Raw genomic sequence first — 19,444 nt, forward strand, 5'->3', positions numbered from 1 at the left:
CCTTGCCGAGCGTATCCACATTGACCACCGCCGATCCGGCGTTGCTGGTGCAACTTTCTGACAGTCATCTGTTTGCCGAGGCGGACGGCACGCTGCTGGGCATGAACACCCGCGACAGCCTGCAAAAAGTCATCGAGCTTGTTCGCGCGCAGCAACCCCGAATCGATCTGATCCTGGCTACCGGGGATCTGTCCCAGGACGGCACGCTGGAGTCCTATCAACAGTTTCGCGAATTGACCCGACAGCTCGATGCGCCGTCGCGCTGGATTCCCGGCAATCACGACGAGCCGCAGGTCATGGCTGAGGCGGCGGTGCAAAGCGCTTTGCTGGAATCGGTAGTGGATATCGGCAACTGGCGGGTCACGCTGCTTGATTCGGCGGTGCCGGGCTCGGTGCCGGGCTATTTGCAGGACGAACAATTGCAGTTGCTGGCCCGTTCGTTGAGCGAAGCGCCACAGCGACATCATCTGGTGTGTTTCCATCACCATCCGGTTTCGATCGGTTGTGCCTGGATGGAACCTATCGGGCTGCGCAATCCCGAAGCGTTGTTTGCGGTGCTGGATCGTTTTCCACAGGTACGCGCCGTGTTGTGGGGGCATGTGCATCAGGAAATCGATCAATTGCGTAACAATGTGCGTCTGATCGCTTCGCCGTCGACCTGCATTCAGTTCGAACCGGGCAGCGAGGATTTCAAGGTCGGTGAGCAGGCACCGGGGTATCGCTGGCTGCGGTTGTTGCCGGACGGGCGGCTTGAAACCGGGGTGGAGCGGGTCGTCGGGTTCGATTTCACGGTGGATTACGGTTCTAACGGCTACTGATTCATTTGTCATTTTGTATGACCGAGTCGCGAAGGCGTCCGCCTTGGCGACACAAATTGCGCATGTATCCCCGATTCCCCCGACACCCTGTAAACTCCCTCCTTCTTTACCCGATGCACAGGGAGTTCAAATGTCCGGCTCGATCCTTTATATCCACGGCTTCAACAGCGCGCCTGCCTCAAAAAAGGCCACTCAGTTGAGCGAAGTGATGGAGCGACTGGGCTTGAGCGATCATCTGCGCGTGCCCGCTCTGCATCACCATCCCCGCGAGGCCATTGGCCAGCTGGAACAGGCGATTGCCGAGCTCGGTCGGCCATTGCTGGTCGGCAGCTCGCTCGGCGGCTACTATGCGACTCACCTGGCCGAGCGCCATGGCCTGAAAGCCTTGCTGATCAACCCTGCCGTCAGTCCGCACCGGATGTTCGACGGATTTCTGGGAACCCAGAAAAACCTGTATACCGATGAGGCCTGGGAACTGACCCACGACCACGTGACGGCCCTGGCCGAGCTGGAAGTGCCGGCACCGCAGGATCCGCATCGCTATCAGGTGTGGTTGCAGACCGGGGACGAAACGCTGGACTATCGCCTCGCCCAGCGGTACTACCGGGCCTGCGCCTTGCGTATCCAGGCCGGCGGCGATCATGGTTTCCAGGGGTTTGCCGAACAGTTGCCGGCGATGCTGAGCTTTGCCGGCATCGGCGCCGATGTGTATCAGGCGATTGATTTCGCGGCACTCTGATTTCATGGCGATAGTGCCCTTTTTGTACTGAACCTTTTTTACTGAACAGCTTTTCACTGAAGGACGACGAGACCCCATGGCCACTCCCAGCGCTAGCTCTTATAACGCCGACGCCATCGAAGTCCTCTCGGGCCTCGACCCGGTACGCAAACGCCCCGGCATGTACACCGACACCAGCCGGCCGAACCACCTCGCCCAGGAAGTCATCGACAACAGCGTCGACGAAGCCCTGGCTGGACATGCCAAATCGGTACAGGTCATCCTGCACGCCGATCACTCGCTGGAAGTCAGCGATGACGGCCGTGGCATGCCGGTGGATATTCACCCGGAAGAAGGCGTGTCGGGCGTCGAACTGATCCTCACCAAGCTTCATGCGGGCGGCAAGTTCTCCAACAAGAATTACCAGTTCTCCGGCGGTCTGCACGGGGTGGGTATTTCGGTGGTCAACGCCTTGTCGACCGAAGTCCGGGTGCGCGTAAAGCGTGACGGCAATGAGTACCAGATGACCTTCGCCGATGGCTTCAAGGCCAGTGAACTGGAAATCGTCGGTACCGTCGGCAAGCGCAACACCGGCACCAGCGTTTTCTTCGCCCCGGATCCGAAATACTTCGATTCACCGAAGTTTTCCATCAGCCGTCTCAAACACGTGCTCAAGGCCAAGGCCGTATTGTGCCCTGGCCTGTTGGTCAGCTTCGAAGACAAAGGCACCGGCGAGAAGGTCGAGTGGCATTACGAAGATGGCCTGCGTTCCTACCTGGTGGACGCGGTCAGCGAGTTCGAACGCCTGCCGGACGAGCCGTTCTGCGGTAGCCTGGCGGGTAACAAGGAAGCGGTGGACTGGGCCTTGCTGTGGCTGCCGGAAGGCGGCGACGCAGTGCAGGAAAGCTACGTCAACCTGATCCCGACCGCCCAGGGTGGCACCCATGTCAATGGCCTGCGTCAGGGCCTGCTCGACGCCATGCGCGAGTTCTGCGAATTCCGCAGCCTGTTGCCGCGCGGCGTGAAGCTGGCGCCGGAAGACGTCTGGGAGCGCGTCGCTTTCGTGCTGTCGATGAAGATGCAGGAACCGCAATTCTCCGGTCAGACCAAGGAGCGTCTATCGTCCCGCGAGGCGGCGGCGTTCGTTTCCGGTGTGGTCAAGGATGCCTTCAGCCTGTGGCTCAACGCCCACCCGGAAACCGGCCTGCTGCTGGCCGAACTGGCGATCAACAACGCCGGTCGTCGTCTGAAGGCCAGCAAGAAGGTCGAGCGCAAGCGCATCACCCAGGGGCCGGCGTTGCCGGGCAAGCTTGCCGATTGCGCCGGGCAGGACCCAATGCGTTCCGAACTGTTCCTGGTGGAAGGTGATTCCGCCGGTGGTTCGGCCAAGCAGGCGAGGGATAAAGAGTTCCAGGCGATCCTGCCGTTGCGCGGCAAGATCCTCAACACTTGGGAAGTCGACGGCAGCGAAGTGCTGGCCAGCCAGGAAGTGCACAACATCGCCGTGGCCATCGGCGTCGATCCGGGCGCGGCGGACATGAGCCAGCTGCGCTACGGCAAAATCTGCATCCTCGCTGACGCCGACTCCGACGGTCTGCACATCGCCACCTTGCTCTGTGCCTTGTTCGTCCAGCATTTCCGTGCACTGGTCGATGCCGGTCACGTGTATGTCGCCATGCCGCCGCTGTACCGCATCGACCTGGGCAAAGAGATTTATTACGCCCTGGACGAAGCCGAGCGCGACGGGATTCTCGATCGCCTGGTGGCCGAGAAGAAACGCGGCAAGCCACAGGTCACCCGATTCAAAGGCCTGGGTGAAATGAACCCGCCGCAATTGCGTGAAACCACCATGGACCCGAACACCCGGCGCCTGGTGCAACTGACGCTGGACGATTTCGAGGCAACTTCGGAAATCATGGACATGCTGCTGGCGAAAAAACGTGCCGGCGACCGTAAAACCTGGCTGGAGTCCAAGGGCAACCTGGCCGAGGTTCTGGGCTGATGCGTCTGGGCTTTGCCCTGGCGTGTGCGTTGCTGCTGACCTCGATCACGGTGTCTGCGGAGCCGAAACCGCAACTGCGTCTGTTGTCCGAGCATGCCATCGAAGGCATGCGCGGCGGCAACCTGTCCGGTCTGGCGCAATGTGGCCACGAGTTGTGGACGGTGTCTGATCGTGACGACGACCAGCTCTACCGCCTCGAAACCGGTGGCGACGTCTGGCAAGCTGAAGCGGTCGGCATCGGCGTTCCTCCGGTGCCCGACAACGGTTTGCCTTGGGGGTTGCGTTCACGTGCCTGGGTGGCGTCGTTCGTGCGCGGTGGTGACCTGGATTTCGAAGGCATCACCTGCGACAGTGCGGGCAACCGTTACGTGGTCAGCGAGTCACACGGGGCGGTATTGCAAGTTCCGCCAACGGGGCCGACGTCCTGGCTGAAGATTTCGCCGCTCATGGTTCGTGAAGCGCGGGCCAGTGGCATGCTGTTGCGCTTCAATGCGCTGTTCGAAGGCCTGGCGATCAGCCCCGAAGGTGACCAATTGTGGTTGGCCGCCGAGCGAGACAGTCGCGGGTTGTTGCTGATCAAGCGCAAGCAAAGCGTCTGGGACTGCGATGGCGGCTGCGTGCTGCTGAGCGAGGCCGGAAAAGAAATGCAACCAGCACAGTTTCCCCGAGCCCGGGCGTTGCCCCGGGATTTTGCCGATCTGTCTTTGTTCAACGGCAAGCTGTTTACCCTTGAGCGCAATGTGTTCGAGATTTGTCGCCGTGACGCCTTGACAGCGAAGGTCGAGCGCTGCTGGTCATATGCCGACGAGGCGCTGCAGGAACATCGCCGTTATCCGCAGGACTATGGTCTGGCGGAAGCGCTGGTCGTGGACGCCGAGGGTGCATGGATCGGTATCGACAACAACACCGGAAGCCGCGCCGATGGCGAGGTGCGGCCGATCGTCTGGCGCTTTGCCGCACCTGACGGTGGCTGGAGCGCCAGGCCGTGAGTCAGCAAACGCCAGGGAAACGTGCCGGACGGGTATTGATGGTGCTGGCCTGGTGCGCAGCGCTGTTTTTGGCGACGCGTTTTTTTGGCCAATGGGAAGAGCGGCAGCAAAATCCCAACGCCGTGATCAGCTCGCAGCAGGGCGACGGCTTTGTCGAAGTGAAACTGATCGGCAATGCCCAAGGGCATTTTGTCGCCAGCGGCCAGATCAACGGTCAGCCGGTGGACTTCATGCTCGACACCGGGGCGACCGATGTAGCGATTCCGGCACAGCTGGCCAAGCGCTTGAAGCTTGAAGAAGGTTTCGGTGTGACCTTGAGCACGGCCAATGGGCTGAGCCAGGGCTATCGCACCCGTATCGAACGCCTGCAACTGGGCGACATCGTGCTGCGGGACGTCCGCGCCCTGGTGGCGCCGGGCCTGCATGGCGATCAGGTGCTGCTCGGCATGAGCGCGCTGAACAAACTTGAATTTACCCAGCGCGGTGGCACCATGCTGCTGCGCCAGACAACGAACCGATGAGGCCCGCATGAGCGACATCCTTGCAGACAGCTTAGATGGCGTAGAACGCCGATCGCTGGCTGACTTCACCGAAAATGCCTACCTCAACTACTCCATGTACGTGATCATGGACCGTGCCTTGCCGCATATCGGCGATGGCTTGAAGCCCGTACAGCGGCGCATCATTTACGCCATGAGCGAGTTGGGGCTGGATGCCGACTCCAAGCACAAAAAATCGGCGCGTACTGTCGGTGACGTGCTCGGTAAGTTCCACCCCCACGGCGACTCAGCCTGCTACGAAGCCATGGTGCTGATGGCCCAGCCGTTCAGCTACCGCTACACGCTGGTGGACGGCCAGGGCAACTGGGGTGCGCCGGATGATCCCAAGTCCTTCGCTGCCATGCGATACACCGAGGCGCGGCTGTCGCGTTACTCCGAGGTGCTGCTCAGCGAATTGGGCCAGGGCACCGCGGATTGGGGGCCGAACTTCGACGGCACACTCGACGAGCCGCTGGTGTTGCCGGCACGTTTGCCGAACATTCTCCTCAACGGTACCACTGGTATCGCCGTGGGCATGGCCACCGACGTACCCCCGCACAACCTGCGCGAAGTCGCCAGCGCCTGTGTGCGGTTGCTCGATGAGCCCAAAGCCACGGTCGAACAGCTCTGCGAGCACATCCAGGGGCCGGACTACCCGACCGAGGCGGAAATCATCACGCCGCGCGCCGATTTGCTGAAAATCTACGAAACCGGTCGCGGTTCGGTGCGCATGCGCGCCGTTTATCACATCGAAGACGGCGACATCATTGTCACTGCGCTGCCGCATCAAGTATCCGGCGCCAAGGTGCTGGAGCAGATCGCCGCGATGATGCAGGCCAAACCGTCCAAGGCCCCGCAGATCGCGGACCTGCGTGACGAATCGGACCATGAAAACCCGTGCCGGATCGTGATCATTCCGGGCGCGCGCAAGAACTTTGACCACGATGCGTTGATGCAACACCTGTTCGCCAGCACGGAGTTGGAGTCGAGCTACCGGGTCAACGTCAACATCATCGGCCTGGACGGCAAGCCGCAGCTGAAAAACCTGCGGGCCTTGCTGGTCGAGTGGCTGGAATTCCGCGTGCAGACCGTGCGTCGCCGCCTGCAATTCCGCCTCGATAAAGTCGAGCGCCGCCTGCACCTGTTGGACGGTTTGCTGATTGCCTACCTCAACCTGGATGAAGTGATTCACATCATCCGCACCGAGGAGCACCCGCGGGCCAAGCTGATCGAGCGCTTCGCCCTGAGTGAAATCCAGGCCGATTACATCCTCGACACTCGGTTGCGTCAGTTGGCACGCCTGGAAGAGATGAAGCTGCGCGCCGAGCAAGACGAACTGCTCAAGGAGCAGGCCAAGCTGCAAGCCTTGCTCAGCAGTGAAGCCAAGCTGAAGAAACTGGTGCGCACCGAGTTGATCAAGGACGCCGAAACCTACGGCGACGACCGTCGGTCGCCGATCGTCGAGCGCGCTGAAGCCAAGGCTCTGACCGAGCACGATCTGCTGCCCAACGAGAAAGTCACCGTCGTGCTGTCGGAAAAAGGCTGGGTTCGCTCCGCCAAGGGCCATGAGATCGATGCCACGGGGCTTTCCTACAAGGCTGGAGATGGCTTCAAGGCCCTGGCGACCGGGCGTTCCAACCAGTTTGCGGTATTCATCGACTCCACGGGGCGCAGTTACTCGGTGGCGGCGCATACGCTGCCATCGGCGCGTGGTCAGGGCGAGCCGCTGACCGGTCGTCTGACGCCACCGCCGGGGGCGAGCTTCGAATGCGTGCTGATGCCGGAAGATGATGCGTTGTACGTCATCGCGTCCGACGCCGGTTACGGTTTCGTGGTCAAGGGTGAAGACCTGCAGGCCAAGAACAAGGCGGGCAAGGCGCTCTTGAGCCTGCCGAACAACGCCAAGGTGATCCTGCCGCGTCCGGTGGCCGATCGTGAACAGAACTGGCTGGCTTCGGTGACCACCGAAGGTCGCTTGCTGATCTTCAAGATCAGCGATCTGCCACAATTAGGTAAGGGCAAAGGCAACAAGATCATCGGGATTTCCGGTGAGCGTGTAGCCAGTCGCGAAGAATATGTCACGGACATCGCCGTCATACCGGATGGCGCCACCTTGGTGCTTCAGGCCGGAAAACGTACCTTGTCACTGAAAGCGGACGACCTCGAACACTACAAGGGTGAGCGCGGGCGTCGTGGTAACAAGCTGCCACGTGGCTTTCAGCGGGTAGATGCGCTGCTCGTCGAAAACCTCAATTAAGCGTCCTAGAGCGTCCGATCTACGATTTAACGCGTAGATCGGCGCTTTGGCGCTGGAGTCGGAACGCATATTCACGGATGATATGGCCTTTCAAGCGCCGGCGTGGCCGAGCGTTCTTCATATTTATTGAGTATTTTCACTGTGATCAGCCTTGTGGCGATCACCTGGATGGGACGATGACTGCTCTGCGCCTTCCTTTTATTTTGATGCTCGCTGGCGTTCTTGGCCTGGCGGGTTGCAGCGTTCACCAGCCGGTGTCGTTGTATCAACTGGACAGCGGAAGTCCGGTTCAGCCTGCGCAAAGCGCGGGCATGGCAGTATTGCTGGGCCCGGTAACCGTTGCTGACTACCTTCAGCGTGAAACCCTGTTGCAGCGTCAGCCAGATGGCAGCCTGCAAGCCTCGGCCGACGGTCGTTGGGCCGGTAGCCTGTCTTCGGACATCGATCAGCTGTTGTTGCGTCAGGTCGCCGGTCACCTGGACAGCCAGCGCGTGGTGTTGGCACCGGCAACCGTTGGCTTCACACCGGATGTTCAAGTACTGCTGACCATCACGCGTCTGGATTCGGGTGAAAAACAACCCGCAATCCTCGATGCGCAATGGCGCCTGATCGACCGCCGTGGTCAGGTGCGCGACAACCGCATCATTCATCTGCAGGAGCAACACGCTGGCACCACGGCCGCTCAGGTTCAGGCTCAGGGTGTGCTGTTGCAGAAACTCGCCGAACAGCTGTCAGTGGCGCTCAAGCCACTGGCCAATCAACCGCCAATCGCCGAAGCGCCTAAAAAGCCGGCAGCCAAGCCTGTGGCGCCTGCGGCGGAAGCGGAAAAGCAGCCAAAGATTCCGATGGCAGCACCGATTCGTACGGATATGGAAGTGTTCCGCTTCTAAGTCCACACCGATTCAACACAAGGCCCGCATTGATGCGGGCCTTGTTGTTTCAGCTGGCTGGAGACGCCTTGCGCCTGTCCCGGCCCCTTCGCGAGCAGGCTCGCTCCCACAGTGGGTTTTCAGTGATCACACCCTTTGTGGGCAGCCTGGATCAAATGTGGGAGCGAGCCTGCTCGCGAAGGCGCCGTTACAGGCAATAAAAAGCCCGCAGACGATCACTCGTGTGCGGGCTTTTTCATTTCGAGGCTATCACGCCCGACGCTCATGCATCCGCGCCAGCTGTCGCTCCAGCATCGACGGATAAGGCTCCATCAGGCGCTCCACGCAGCACGCGCCTTCCGGGCTGGCAATCGGCCGGATGCGTGCGCGCTGGCGGATCAGGGCATCGTCACTGATCTTTCGCTCCACCAGCAGCAGGTTGCGGCTGTGCTGCGAGAGGGCCAGGGCGTCCTGGGCGGGGTCGGTCAGCAGCAGGTCGATCTGGCTCAGGCCGAACAGCTCGTCGCCCAGGGTCAGGCCCAGCTGCAATTGCAGGGTGATGCCGCTGTCGGCGACTTCGATCTGTAACTGATGGCCCAGCGCGCGCAACAGCTCACCACAGCAAATGGCGTTGGTCAGGTAGTCGTCGCCGCTGTCTTCGGTGTGGAACAGCATCAGCGTGCTGCCATCGTTCAGGGTATGCAGTTCGCTCTGGTAGAGCGAGGCAGCCTGGTCAAGGCAGTCGCGGTAGCGTTTGAGCAGTTCTTCCAGGCGCGTACGTGGCAGGCGACGCAGTTGCTCCTGGGAGCCCAGCTGAACAGCCAGCACCGCGCTGTGCTGTGGCACGTTGGAAATCACGGGTTTGGCCAGCGGTTTCAAGGCGCTGTCCGGCGCATCATCGAGCAGGTCGGCGAATGCATCTTCATCATCGTCTTCGACGGTGTTGGCGGTGCGCCGTGGTGCAGCCTTCAGCGCAGTCACCGGACGGCTTTCATCAAAGCTTGGATCACGCAGGTTACGCACTTCGAAGCCCGGTTCGGCATCGTCATAGTCGTTGTCGTCGAACTCGGGTTCCGGCGCGGGCTCGGGTTCGGCAGGTTCCGGCGCGAAGTTGGCGTGCAGCTGGCGCGCCAGGTCGCCGATCTCGTCCTGGCGTTCGGTGGCCGGGGTGTGCTCGTCAATGTTGCGCAGCCATACCCGCAATTGCAGGAGTGGTGTGGAGAGGTGTCGGCCCAGGCGCAGGCTCAAAGCCAGGGACAAAGCCAGCAGGATGGCGCTCAAAATGCCCATGCTCTGCAGGCTGATGGTCATCGGCTGTTGGAATTGATCCATGTCCAGGCTGATGCGCAATTGTCCGGCGGTCACGTCCTGGAAGGTGATCTTGCTCTGATAAATGCCTTCGGCCTCGCCCAGCAGACCGTGCTTGGGACGCTGGCCGGCCTCGGCAAGGATGCGGTTATCCATGCTATAGATGGCGGCGTGGGCCACCAGCTTGTTCTTGGTCAGGTTGTTGAGCAGCACGTTGAGGCTGAGGATGTCGTTGGACACCAACAGCTCGGTGGCCGAAGTGGCTGTCTGCGTGGTCAGGCTTTCACCCAGCGCATCCGCCTGCTCATGCATGGCCTGTTTGAACTGCAAACCCATCACGCAGGCGTAGATCACCAGGGCCAGGGCGACCAGGATCACGTTATGGCTGGCGATGCGCAATGCAATCGGTACACGGCGGTGGCGCAGTGCACGGAAGATCAGCAGAAAGAAGTTGTCGGTTTTTACTGGCGTGGGCCGGTTCACTTGAGCTCGGCTCTTTTGTCCGTGAAGTTGACGCGCAGTATAGCGACAGGCCCTAGACCGGCAAAGCGCTCACGGTGCCCGATGGTCACTGAATGTGGGTAGAATGCGGTTTTTTTCCACCTGCGGGGGTGCGCCTTGCGCGAAATCGTCCTGATAAACATCACGGGAGTCGACCGTCCGGGTCTGACTGCGGCCATTACCGGCGTTCTGGCCCAAGGTGGTGTGAACATTCTCGACATCGGTCAGGCGGTGATCCACGACACCCTGTCGTTCGGCATCCTGGTTGAAATTCCTGACACCGAACAAGGCAAGTCGGTACTCAAGGACATTCTGTTCAAGGGCTATGAACTTGATCAACAGGTGCGTTTCACGCCGGTGTCCGAAGAGGATTACCAGCAATGGGTAGGCAACCAGGGCAAAAAACGCCACATCGTGACGCTTTTGACTCGTAAAGTGACCGCCGGGCAATTGCAGGCTGTCAGTTCGATCACCGCCAAATATGGCCTGAACATCGACCATATCGATCGTCTGTCCGGGCGCATGCCGCTGGACACTCCGGCCGACAAGGGCAAGGGCTGCATCGAGTTTTCCGTGCGCGGCGAAGCGGCCGATCCGCAAGCGTTGCGGGCAGAATTCCTCAGCGTGGCCCAGGAGCTGAACGTCGACATCGCCTTTCAGGAAGATTCCCTGTTCCGCCGTAACCGCCGTCTGGCGGTGTTCGACATGGACTCGACCCTGATCGAAGCCGAAGTCATCGACGAATTGGCCAAGGCGGCCGGTGTAGGTGACAAGGTGTCAGAAATTACCGAGCGGGCAATGGCGGGTGAGCTGGATTTCCGCGCCAGCTTCAAAGAGCGCCTGGCGTTGCTCAAAGGCCTGGATGTCGGCGTTCTGGATTCGATCGGTGCCTCGCTGCGCCTGACCGAAGGTGCTGAAACCCTGTTCGCCGAACTCAAGCGTCTGGGCTACAAGACGGCCATTCTGTCGGGCGGCTTCACCTACTTCGCCAAGCAATTGCAGGCCAAGCTGGGTATTGATTATGTGTTCGCCAACGAACTGGAAGTGGTCGACGGCAAGGTGACCGGCGTGGCGGTCGAGCCGATTGTCGATGCGCAGCGCAAGGCTGATCTGCTCAAGGAGCTGGCGCACAAGGAAGGTTTGCGTCTGGAGCAGACCATTGCGGTCGGCGATGGAGCCAACGATCTGCCGATGCTGGCGATTGCCGGTTTGGGCGTGGCGTTCCGCGCCAAGCCACTGGTCAAACAGTCGGCCAAACAGGCGATTTCCACCCTTGGGCTGGATGGTGTGTTGTATCTGCTGGGCTTCCGCGATCGCGACGGGCAGCTCTGATGTGCTTGTAACCAGTGTGGGAGCGAGCAAGCCCGCTCCCACATTAGTACTTCACATGACTTGGGCTTTTGGTGAGCCCATACCCTGACCCATCTGCACCGGTGAGCCAGCGGCCAGTTCCTCAGCCCATTTCACCTGATCCGGCCCGAACAGCACGACAGCGGTCGAACCCAGCTTGAAGCGACCCAGTTCCGCGCCTTTTTCCAGGTGGATCGGTGCGCGGGCGGCTTCGTCGTAACGGAACGTTTTCAGCTCGCGCTTCGGCGGTGTAACCAGGCCGGCCCACACGGTTTCGATCGAAGCCACGATCATTGCACCCACCAGCACCACGGCCATCGGCCCGCGCTCGGTGTCGAAAATGCACGCCACACGCTCGTTGCGGGCGAACAGTTCCGGGACGTTTTCAGCGGTGGTCTGGTTGACCGAGAACAGGCGGCCCGGAATGTAGACCATCTCACGCAGGGTGCCGGCCAGCGGCATGTGCACACGATGGTAATCCTTCGGCGACAGGTAAATGGTGGCGAAATCACCCCCCATGAACGGCGCGGCGTTGGCTGCGTCGCCACCGAGCAATTCCAGCACGCTGAAGCTGTGCCCCTTGGCCTGGAACACGCGACCGTGTTCGATCGGGCCGAGCTGGCTGACCGCGCCGTCGGCCGGGCTGAGGATCGCGCCTGGCGTTTCGTCCAGTGGGCGGGCGCCGTCTTTCAACGCGCGGGTAAAGAATGCATTGAAGTGCTCGTAGGCGGTCAGGTCTTCGACCAGGGCCTCGGACATGTTCACCTGGTAACGCTGGGCGAACCAGGCGGTGAAGGCATTCTTGAACCAGCGCACGCGGCATTCGGCGATGCAGCCGGCCAGTCGCGAGAGCAGGTTGTGGGGTAGCAGGTACTGGCTGACGATAAACAGACGCTTGTTCATTAACTGTCCTTAAAAACCTTAATTCTCTACGGGGGTGTCGGGATGGTTGCCCCATTCGCCCCAAGAGCCGGCGTAGCCTTTGACCCGCGGATAACCGAGGGACTTGGCCACCAGATAGGTGAAGCCAGAGCGATGGTGGGTCTGGCAGTGGGTGATCACTTCTTTGTCTTTGCTGATCCCGAGTTGTTCAAGGATTTGCGGCATATCGGTGCGGATGCGCAGGTTGCGTGACCGATCCATGCCGGCGGTCCATTCGAAGTTCACGGCGCCCGGGATGTGTCCGCCCTTGGCTGCCAGGACTTTTTCGCCGGAGAATTCCAGTGGTCCGCGCGCGTCCCAGATCGCCAGGTCGGCAGCCCCCAGGCGGCTTTGCAGGTACTCACGGGTGGCAGTCGGCTCGTCGTGCAGGGTCAACGCAACCGGTCCACCAACGGCAGCCGGGATCTGGATCGACATGGGCATGCCTTCTGCCAGCCAGGCTGTCAGACCGCCGTCAATATAGTGGTATTTGCTGTGGCCAATGACATCCAGTAGCCAGATAAAACGCCCGGCCCAACCACCGCCTTCGTCGTCATAAACCACGTAGACCGCGTCGGGGTTGTGCCCCAGCTCACCGAACAGGGCTTCGAGTGCCGCTTGCGGCGGCATCAGTCCTGGTGCCGGCGCCTGACCGAGTTGCGTGCGTTTAGGGTCGACGAACCGTGCGCCGGGAATATGCCCTTCGGCGTAGCGGGCACTGCTGGTCAGGTCCACCAGGATCAGTTCGCGGGCGTCGAGGCGAGGGAGCAAGTCGCTCGGTTCGATCACCAGCGGCAAGCCAGAGAAGTCAGGCATGTGAGGTCTCCAGGGCACAAAAGGGGGGATTGTAACGCAGCGTCATTTGCCGCGCTGACTAAAGCTGTGCAGTGCTTTTTCGATGCACTGTGCGGTTTTGCCGAAGGCTTGCACGGTGATCTCCGAAAACGGCCCGCCGCCCTGGTCCGCCACGATAATCATGATCACCCGGCCATTGTTGACAAGCGAGCGCAGCAGCAGATGTTCGCCGCGGAACTGCGAACGCAGGCTATTAGGCAGCAGGGCGGAAAATTGCGCGTTGTTGTCCGGTGTCAGACGCACTTGGGCCTGCTGCGCGAGCAAACGCTGCAGTACGGTGCTCTGGTTGACCGCGAAATTCATACCGGCAACTTCCTTCGGCAACCCGGCAATCTGGTGAACCCGAAGATTGGCATGGGTGCGGTCGGCCATCAGGATCATTACCCGACGCATGCCGCTTGCGACTAAAGCGTCACGGGCGGCAGTGGTCAAGTGCATGGCGTTGGTAAAGCGGCTCGGCTCGAACAGCAGCTCGGCACATTGTTTGCGCCACTGCACCAGGTCTTCGGTGGTGGGTGCCGGTGCTGGCAGCAGCCCGGCGTGGACACGGTTCGTGCCCAACGGCCAGATCAGCGCAACGGCGGGGTGCCAGAGGTCGGGCATGGCGTGGTGGCGTGCACTATTGGCCGCCTGCTGATGCAATTGCTGTTGGACTTCGCCCATCGGCAATTGCAGGTAAAGGCTGGTCAGGTACTGCCAACGCTCACTGTGCGGGCTGTCCCAGGCCTGTTGTGCCGAGAGCGCCAGGCCGTTGGCCAGCAACACCGTGTTGGCCGGTTGATTGAGCCAGCGGCGCAGCGTCGGGTCGTCGTCGAGGCGGTTCTGCTGGCGCAACGGATGCTCGTTGTCGCGGGCAATGCGCAAGACTTTCACCAGTTCCCGCTGCTCGGTGAGCAGCAGCCGATAGCCTTGCTGTACCCAGATCGGCAGACGCCAGATATCTACGAGGGCCAGGCCGATTTCCAGCAGGCGCACGCCAAACAGTTGCTTCTCGACTTTGCGCGCCGACTCGCGTTTGTGGATGACCCGCAGCTCCCATTCTTCGAGTAATTGCGGATGCGTCAGCGCCAATGGCCACAGTGGCGACAGAAACAGCAGGCTGCCCCAATGGATGTCCTGCCAGAGTCGCGCCAGGCGGCTGGCAAAAAAACCGTTGGCCTGTTGGGTGGCGTGCAGGCTGATCATCTGCAGCTGACGCAGGGCTTTCGGAATCTCGGCCATGGGCTCTGCGGGCAAGCGCTCGAGTAATTCTTCGGTGCGCTTTAGGCCGAGGCGATTGATCGCGACTTCAAGGCTTTCCGCAGGCTCGGTCATGCTGCCATGAGTGTGGCGATTGGCATGACGAATGACACTCAATGCCAGGGCCGGGCTGCCTTGCATCAATTCGGCAATGTCGCGCAGCGAGCTGCGACTGTCGCGGATCGCCCGACAGACAAGGTCGTGACTGTCTTGCGGAACCGGCAGGCGCACGCCATCGAGAAGCTTGACCCAGCCTTCGAGCGTGGTCGGTTTTGCAGGCGGGACGTTCGTTTCGTTAGCCATGTCTGGAGGCGATCATCGTCAACATTACCTGGGCCCGGAGTGGGTCAAATTGGCTTTTCGCCTGAACTGGCTATAGTCTGGCGCAGTTTTGCCGATAAGTAGAAGAAGAGATTTTTTAACTTCCGAATATGACCTTGAACCCGACTCAGTAAGTGCTCTCCTACCTATGGCTAAAATAATCGGCATCATCGTCGTATTCGCGAGCGTGCTCGGCGGATACGTGCTCTCCCACGGCAAAATTGCCGCCCTGATCCAGCCCTTCGAAGTGATGATTATCGGTGGTGCGGCCCTCGGTGCATTCCTGCAGGCCAACCCGGGTCATATGGCGATGCACGTTCTCAAGAAAGCCTTGGGAATGTTCAGTTCGCGTTTCACTCACGCTTTCTATCTGGAAGTGCTGGGGCTGATCTACGAGATCCTCAACAAGAGTCGCCGCGAAGGCATGATGGCGATCGAAGGCGATATCGAAGATCCGGCCGCGAGCCCGATCTTCGCCAAGTACCCTACGGTCCTCAAGGATGAGCGCATGACAGCGTTTGTCTGCGATTACCTGCGCATCATGTCTTCCGGCAACATGGCTCCCCACGAACTTGAGAACCTGTTCGACATGGAGCTCGCCAGCCTCAAGGAAGATCTGGACCACCCCTCCCACGCAGTGAACGGCATTGCCGACGCCATGCCGGGTTTCGGTATCGTCGCGGCGGTACTGGGTATCGTGGTGACCATGGCTTCGCTGGGTGAAAGTGACCAGAAAATGATTGGCCTGCACGTGGGTGCGGCACTGGTCGGCACCTTCTTCGGTATTCTCGCGGCCTACGGTTTCTTCGGTCCCCTGGCGCATGCCCTGGGTCACGATGCCAAGGAAGAACTGAACGTCTACGAAGCCATCAAGGCCTCGCTGGTCGCTTCGGCTTCCGGCATGCCGCCATCGCTGGCAGTAGAATTCGGGCGCAAGGTTCTGTACCCGGCGCACCGCCCTAGCTTCGCCGAGCTGGAACAAGCGGTTCGCGGCAGATAAGTCATGGAAAATAACCAGCCGATTATCATCAAGCGCGTCAAACGCTATGCCGGCGGGCATCACGGTGGCTCATGGAAAATCGCGTTCGCCGACTTCGCCACGGCGATGATGGCGTTCTTCCTGGTGTTGTGGCTGTTGTCCACTGCTACGCCGGAACAAAAGCTTGCCATCGCCGGTTACTTCAAAGACCCGATCGGCTTCACTGAAAGCGGCACGCCCTACATCATCGATTTGGGCGGCACGCCAGAGTTGGCGCCGGAAAACACCCTCAATCCCGAGGTGAAGTCCCAGCCGCAGCCGGACAAGGTGACTGTCGACGCCGAGCAGGTTGAAGGCATGGCAGAGATGGTGGAGAAGGAACGTCTCGAATTGTTACTGCAAGAATTGCAGAACAAGGTCGAAGAGAATCCGCAGTTGCAGAAGTTCAAAGAGCAGATCATGTTCGAGATCACCACGGACGGACTGCGCATCCAGATCGTGGATGCTGAGAACCGGCCGATGTTCGACTCTGGCAGTGCTCGCCTGAAGCCGTATTTCGAAGACATCCTGCTGGCCATGGCCGACACCATCAAGGCGGTGCCGAACAAGATCAGCATCAGTGGCCACACCGACGCCAAGCCGTACAGCGGTCAGGGTGATTTCGGTAACTGGGAGCTATCGGCCAACCGAGCCAACGCCGCTCGCCGTGCGCTGGTCGCGGGCAGCTATCCGGATCAGCAAGTGGCGCGAGTGGTCGGTTATGCCTCGTCGGTTTTGTTTGACCGCGAACATCCGTTCAACCCGGTCAACCGCCGTATCGACATCGTGGTGCTGACCAAGAAAGCCCAGCGTGCCATTGAAGGTTCGCAAGGGGCAGAACCGGCTCCCGAGCCAACGCAAGGGCAGGGCGGTCCGGGTGAAGTGCCAACCGACCCGAACGCGTTGCCGGCGGATAAGGAGCCGTTGCCGGCTCACGAGCTTCGTGAGCGGCTGAATCTGTTTGATGATCCGGCGCCGAAACCGGGTGAAGCACCCAGGCAGTGACCCATGAAAAAGCCGACAGTGATGTCGGCTTTTTTGTGCCTGTAAGAATGAATTTAAGTCCGACTGATTGCGGTAAAAATCAACGAATGAGGCCGTGTCCGAGAAAGGTGTAGGAAGTCTCCGAGACGCATAAACCGGGTTTCACTTCGCTGGAGGCGCGCCTATAGTTTGGCCGTCGCCGACGAATCGGTGATCGACTTTAGCCAGTCGTAACAGATGATGCACAAGCGCCCGTATAATCGCGGCGCTTTTTGCTGTCTGACATCTACATGTCTATGGTGGCTGTGCGTGGGACACCTTAGGGTGTGCCGGGTTCATCTGTCCGGTTGGCTAACCCGCGTACAGCTACCACCCCAATTCGTTTAGCCACGAAAGGATGGGAGTTTCACCAATCAGATGAGATTCAAGTCATGCCTAAATTTCACCCGCTCCAAGGCAACTTCAGCGTCGGTCCCACCCTGTACATCGACACCGAAGCTCGCGCTGCCGATCTTCTCGAAACCGCCGTCCATCGTCTCAAGGCCGCGCGCAATCTTCTCAACAGTGTCACCTGCCTTTGCGTCAAAGAAGCCGAAGGTCACGATCTGGAGCATTTCGCCAGCGCCGCGCACATGTTGATCCAGGACGGCTGTGATGCCTTGGATGTGCTGGGCTGGACGCTGGAAAGAACCGCACGCTGAAAACGAGAAGGCCGCGATATTCGCGGCTTTTTTGCGGGCTGTGTTTCGAAGAGCCTGTGTTTTGACGGGGGCACTGGCTGACTAAGACGAGCGGCATGGTCCGAATCTCTGCATACCTTGCAACCGCTACAAAGAATCTATACTGTCCCGTGAGTTTTGCGGCAAGACAGGATGTCTACTGCTTGAGCGCCCCATTTCATGTGATGCCATTCTAGGGAGGAGGGATCTATGACCACAGTTCAGAATCTTTACTCCGCCTTAGACAAACATGGCATTTCGAAAAGAAAGCTCGCTCTTCTGCTGCCTGACTGGTGGACAGATGAGGTCGAGGCGTCACCTTCAGGTGTGCAGCAAGCCAAGGTCTATCTAGCCAAAGCATTAAGTCTGCGTATGCTTCCTTTCAGTGAGACGCCTCCGCGGATTGAGTTCGACCTACCAGCGGATAAGCGATTCAAAAAGTCTGCTAAAACCTCTGAAGCAGATGTGAATCTTGCGGTTGCTTTGGCTCGCAGCGCCTCGCGCCTCGCGCTTTCTGCGCTAGACACTCAATTCGTTCCGCCTCCACCGGATGCACAGGCGATTCGCGAGCACTTGCTTTCGTCTGGCGCTCCTTGGGTAGGTTTGTCTGCGTTGCTCGACTATTGTTGGAGCATTGGCATCCCGGTCATCCACTTGGCTACACCTTTGCTCGGCCGAAAAATGGATGGCATCGCCATGGCGATCAATGGCCGGCCATCGATTGTGCTTTCTAACAATCGAAAAAGCGGCTTCTTGCTTTTCCATTTGGCACATGAGCTTGGGCATATTGCCTTAGGTCATGTCGGTGCAAATGGAACGATTGTCGATGATGAAATCAAGGAAGGTGACGGGCTAGACAAAGATGCCGATGAGCTTGCCGCAGACCAGTTTGCGATTCAGTTACTGACCGGTAATGCTCTTTGCAATTTAAAGCTTCAGCAGCTGGTCAAAGCACCTGTGCTGGCAAAATTGGCAGTGAAATATGGAACAGATCACCAAATTGATCCTACACATATCGTTTTGAATTGTGCCCATAACAACAAAAGCATTTTTGCACTGTGTGTTTCTGCCGCAAATCTTATCGCTGGAGAACATACTGACCAGATAATGGTTTCAGATTTTGTTTTTCAGCAGCTTCGAGAGAATCTCAAAGACGACAGCGAGCATTTACTGCGGAAACTGATCGCATAAATGATTCTCCTCACCGACAACGACATATTGGTAAAGCTAGCCCAATGTGACTTGGTTGAAGAAGCTTTATCAGTTTTTCAGTGCGGACTTTCTGAATGCTACGTCCTGGACAGTGCCAAGCACTCTCTCTACTTAAATGATGTGGAAAAGTGCGTGTCCAGGCGTGTTGGCTGCTATCAAACCTATGATCGACTTTGCAGTCTCGTTCAATCATGCCGCGAGCTTGGCGCTGCTGATGACGATTTGGACTTCATGGATGAACTGCTTCAGATCGACAGTATCGACGCTGGCGAGCTTTTGCTGTTGATGCATGCTTTTTCTCTCTATCAAAATCGACAACCGTACTTATTTACCACGGGTGACAAACGTGCCCTCGTTGGTATATCGATGTCGGAGTCAGCAAGAGCCAAGCAGATACTTTTTCAGCGAGTGGAATGTGTCGAATCAATTATTTTGAAGGCGATTCAAATATACGGTTTCTCGCATATAAGCACGAAAGTCGTCCACGCTCAGGCTATTGTGGCAGCGGAAAAATATGACAAGGTTTTAAGGATGGCTTTCGGGGCTGGGCGTGACGAGGATCACTCCAATGCCTGTCTTTCTCAATATCTTGCGCCCGTCGGTCAGTTCATCCGGCCTTGACTCATTCAAACTCAGCAGCCCTTCGAAGCCCCAAAAGGCCACGAGACGATCGTGGCTTTTTTATATCTATGGTACGAAAAAGCGGATGCTGCTGATCCTTTTCGTGGTGTCACGAAAATGATCGAAAATGGCTCTATGCTCGCTGCTTTAGGGCGGTAAAGTATTTTTCTATCGCAATCCCGCCGAGTCCGCGTAGCAAATTG

Annotated in this window: 17 protein-coding genes; 13 read left to right on the top strand and 4 right to left on the bottom strand. The window is 59.1% G+C overall.

The window, feature by feature from the left end; translation table 11 throughout:
* Positions 1-2: 2 nt before the first annotated feature.
* The 7 genes from cpdA to AC07ZE_RS03155 all read left to right on the top strand — a co-directional run bounded on the left by cpdA (position 3) and on the right by AC07ZE_RS03155 (position 8,213).
* Positions 3-818 carry a 3',5'-cyclic-AMP phosphodiesterase gene (cpdA, locus tag AC07ZE_RS03125; protein ID WP_207261156.1) on the top strand — a complete coding sequence of 272 codons (816 nt, stop codon included), beginning with the start codon at positions 3-5 and terminating at the stop codon, positions 816-818.
* A gap of 130 nt (positions 819-948) precedes the next feature.
* Positions 949-1,557 (top strand): YqiA/YcfP family alpha/beta fold hydrolase, encoded by a 609-nt coding sequence (locus tag AC07ZE_RS03130; RefSeq protein WP_207261165.1) that lies wholly within the window; start codon positions 949-951, stop codon positions 1,555-1,557.
* 76 nt (positions 1,558-1,633) lie between these two features.
* Positions 1,634-3,538: a DNA topoisomerase IV subunit B gene (parE, locus tag AC07ZE_RS03135; protein WP_095192155.1), complete on the top strand. Its 1,905-nt coding sequence runs from the start codon at positions 1,634-1,636 to the stop codon at positions 3,536-3,538.
* On the top strand, positions 3,538-4,527 hold the full coding sequence (locus tag AC07ZE_RS03140) for an esterase-like activity of phytase family protein (protein WP_207261167.1): 990 nt from the start codon (positions 3,538-3,540) through the stop codon (positions 4,525-4,527). Before parE ends, AC07ZE_RS03140 begins: the two co-directional genes overlap by 1 nt.
* Positions 4,524-5,048, top strand: a complete 525-nt coding sequence (locus tag AC07ZE_RS03145; protein WP_207261169.1) for a retropepsin-like aspartic protease family protein — start codon at positions 4,524-4,526, stop codon at positions 5,046-5,048. Before AC07ZE_RS03140 ends, AC07ZE_RS03145 begins: the two co-directional genes overlap by 4 nt.
* Before the next feature lie 7 nt (positions 5,049-5,055).
* Complete coding sequence (gene parC, locus AC07ZE_RS03150; RefSeq protein WP_207261171.1) at positions 5,056-7,323, top strand: DNA topoisomerase IV subunit A; 2,268 nt, start codon at positions 5,056-5,058, stop codon at positions 7,321-7,323.
* A 176-nt stretch (positions 7,324-7,499) separates the two neighbouring features.
* Positions 7,500-8,213 carry a PqiC family protein gene (locus AC07ZE_RS03155; protein WP_207261173.1) on the top strand — a complete coding sequence of 238 codons (714 nt, stop codon included), beginning with the start codon at positions 7,500-7,502 and terminating at the stop codon, positions 8,211-8,213.
* Between the two features lie 249 nt (positions 8,214-8,462).
* On the opposite strand, the gene AC07ZE_RS03160 is transcribed toward AC07ZE_RS03155, so the two are convergent.
* Complete coding sequence (locus AC07ZE_RS03160) at positions 8,463-9,983, bottom strand: AhpA/YtjB family protein (RefSeq protein ID WP_207261175.1); 1,521 nt, start codon at positions 9,981-9,983, stop codon at positions 8,463-8,465.
* Positions 9,984-10,118: 135 nt separating this feature from the next.
* Between AC07ZE_RS03160 and serB the strand changes: the two genes are divergently transcribed.
* Positions 10,119-11,333, top strand: a complete 1,215-nt coding sequence (gene serB / locus AC07ZE_RS03165) for a phosphoserine phosphatase SerB (protein WP_095192149.1) — start codon at positions 10,119-10,121, stop codon at positions 11,331-11,333.
* A 51-nt stretch (positions 11,334-11,384) separates the two neighbouring features.
* Here the strand turns inward: serB and asd are convergent, their stop codons facing one another.
* From asd to AC07ZE_RS03180, 3 genes are read right to left on the bottom strand one after another with little or no spacing between them, the layout of a single operon-like run.
* On the bottom strand, positions 11,385-12,254 hold the full coding sequence (gene asd, locus AC07ZE_RS03170) for an archaetidylserine decarboxylase (RefSeq protein ID WP_207261177.1): 870 nt from the start codon (positions 12,252-12,254) through the stop codon (positions 11,385-11,387).
* 18 nt (positions 12,255-12,272) lie between these two features.
* Complete coding sequence (locus tag AC07ZE_RS03175) at positions 12,273-13,088, bottom strand: rhodanese-like domain-containing protein (RefSeq protein WP_207261179.1); 816 nt, start codon at positions 13,086-13,088, stop codon at positions 12,273-12,275.
* Between the two features lie 42 nt (positions 13,089-13,130).
* A complete protein-coding gene (locus tag AC07ZE_RS03180; protein WP_207261181.1) occupies positions 13,131-14,669 on the bottom strand; it encodes an HDOD domain-containing protein in 1,539 nt (512 codons plus the stop codon).
* 166 nt (positions 14,670-14,835) lie between these two features.
* On the opposite strand from AC07ZE_RS03180, the gene motA reads away from it, so the two are divergent.
* From motA to AC07ZE_RS03205, 5 genes are all read left to right on the top strand, one after another.
* Positions 14,836-15,687: a flagellar motor stator protein MotA gene (motA, locus tag AC07ZE_RS03185; RefSeq protein WP_095192145.1), complete on the top strand. Its 852-nt coding sequence runs from the start codon at positions 14,836-14,838 to the stop codon at positions 15,685-15,687.
* Positions 15,688-15,690: 3 nt separating this feature from the next.
* The gene (motB, locus tag AC07ZE_RS03190) at positions 15,691-16,710 is read left to right on the top strand and encodes a flagellar motor protein MotB (protein ID WP_207261183.1); all 1,020 of its coding nucleotides are present in this window, start codon (positions 15,691-15,693) and stop codon (positions 16,708-16,710) included.
* A 410-nt stretch (positions 16,711-17,120) separates the two neighbouring features.
* Positions 17,121-17,390, top strand: coding sequence for a hypothetical protein (locus AC07ZE_RS03195; RefSeq protein ID WP_207261185.1), 270 nt, complete (start codon positions 17,121-17,123; stop codon positions 17,388-17,390).
* A gap of 228 nt (positions 17,391-17,618) precedes the next feature.
* Entirely contained in the window at positions 17,619-18,599 is a 981-nt protein-coding gene (locus AC07ZE_RS03200; protein ID WP_207261193.1) for an ImmA/IrrE family metallo-endopeptidase, read from the top strand.
* Positions 18,600-19,241, top strand: coding sequence for a hypothetical protein (locus AC07ZE_RS03205; protein ID WP_207261196.1), 642 nt, complete (start codon positions 18,600-18,602; stop codon positions 19,239-19,241).
* The last annotated feature ends 203 nt before the right edge of the window (positions 19,242-19,444 follow it).

Source organism: Pseudomonas sp. GW101-3H06 (assembly GCF_059424605.1).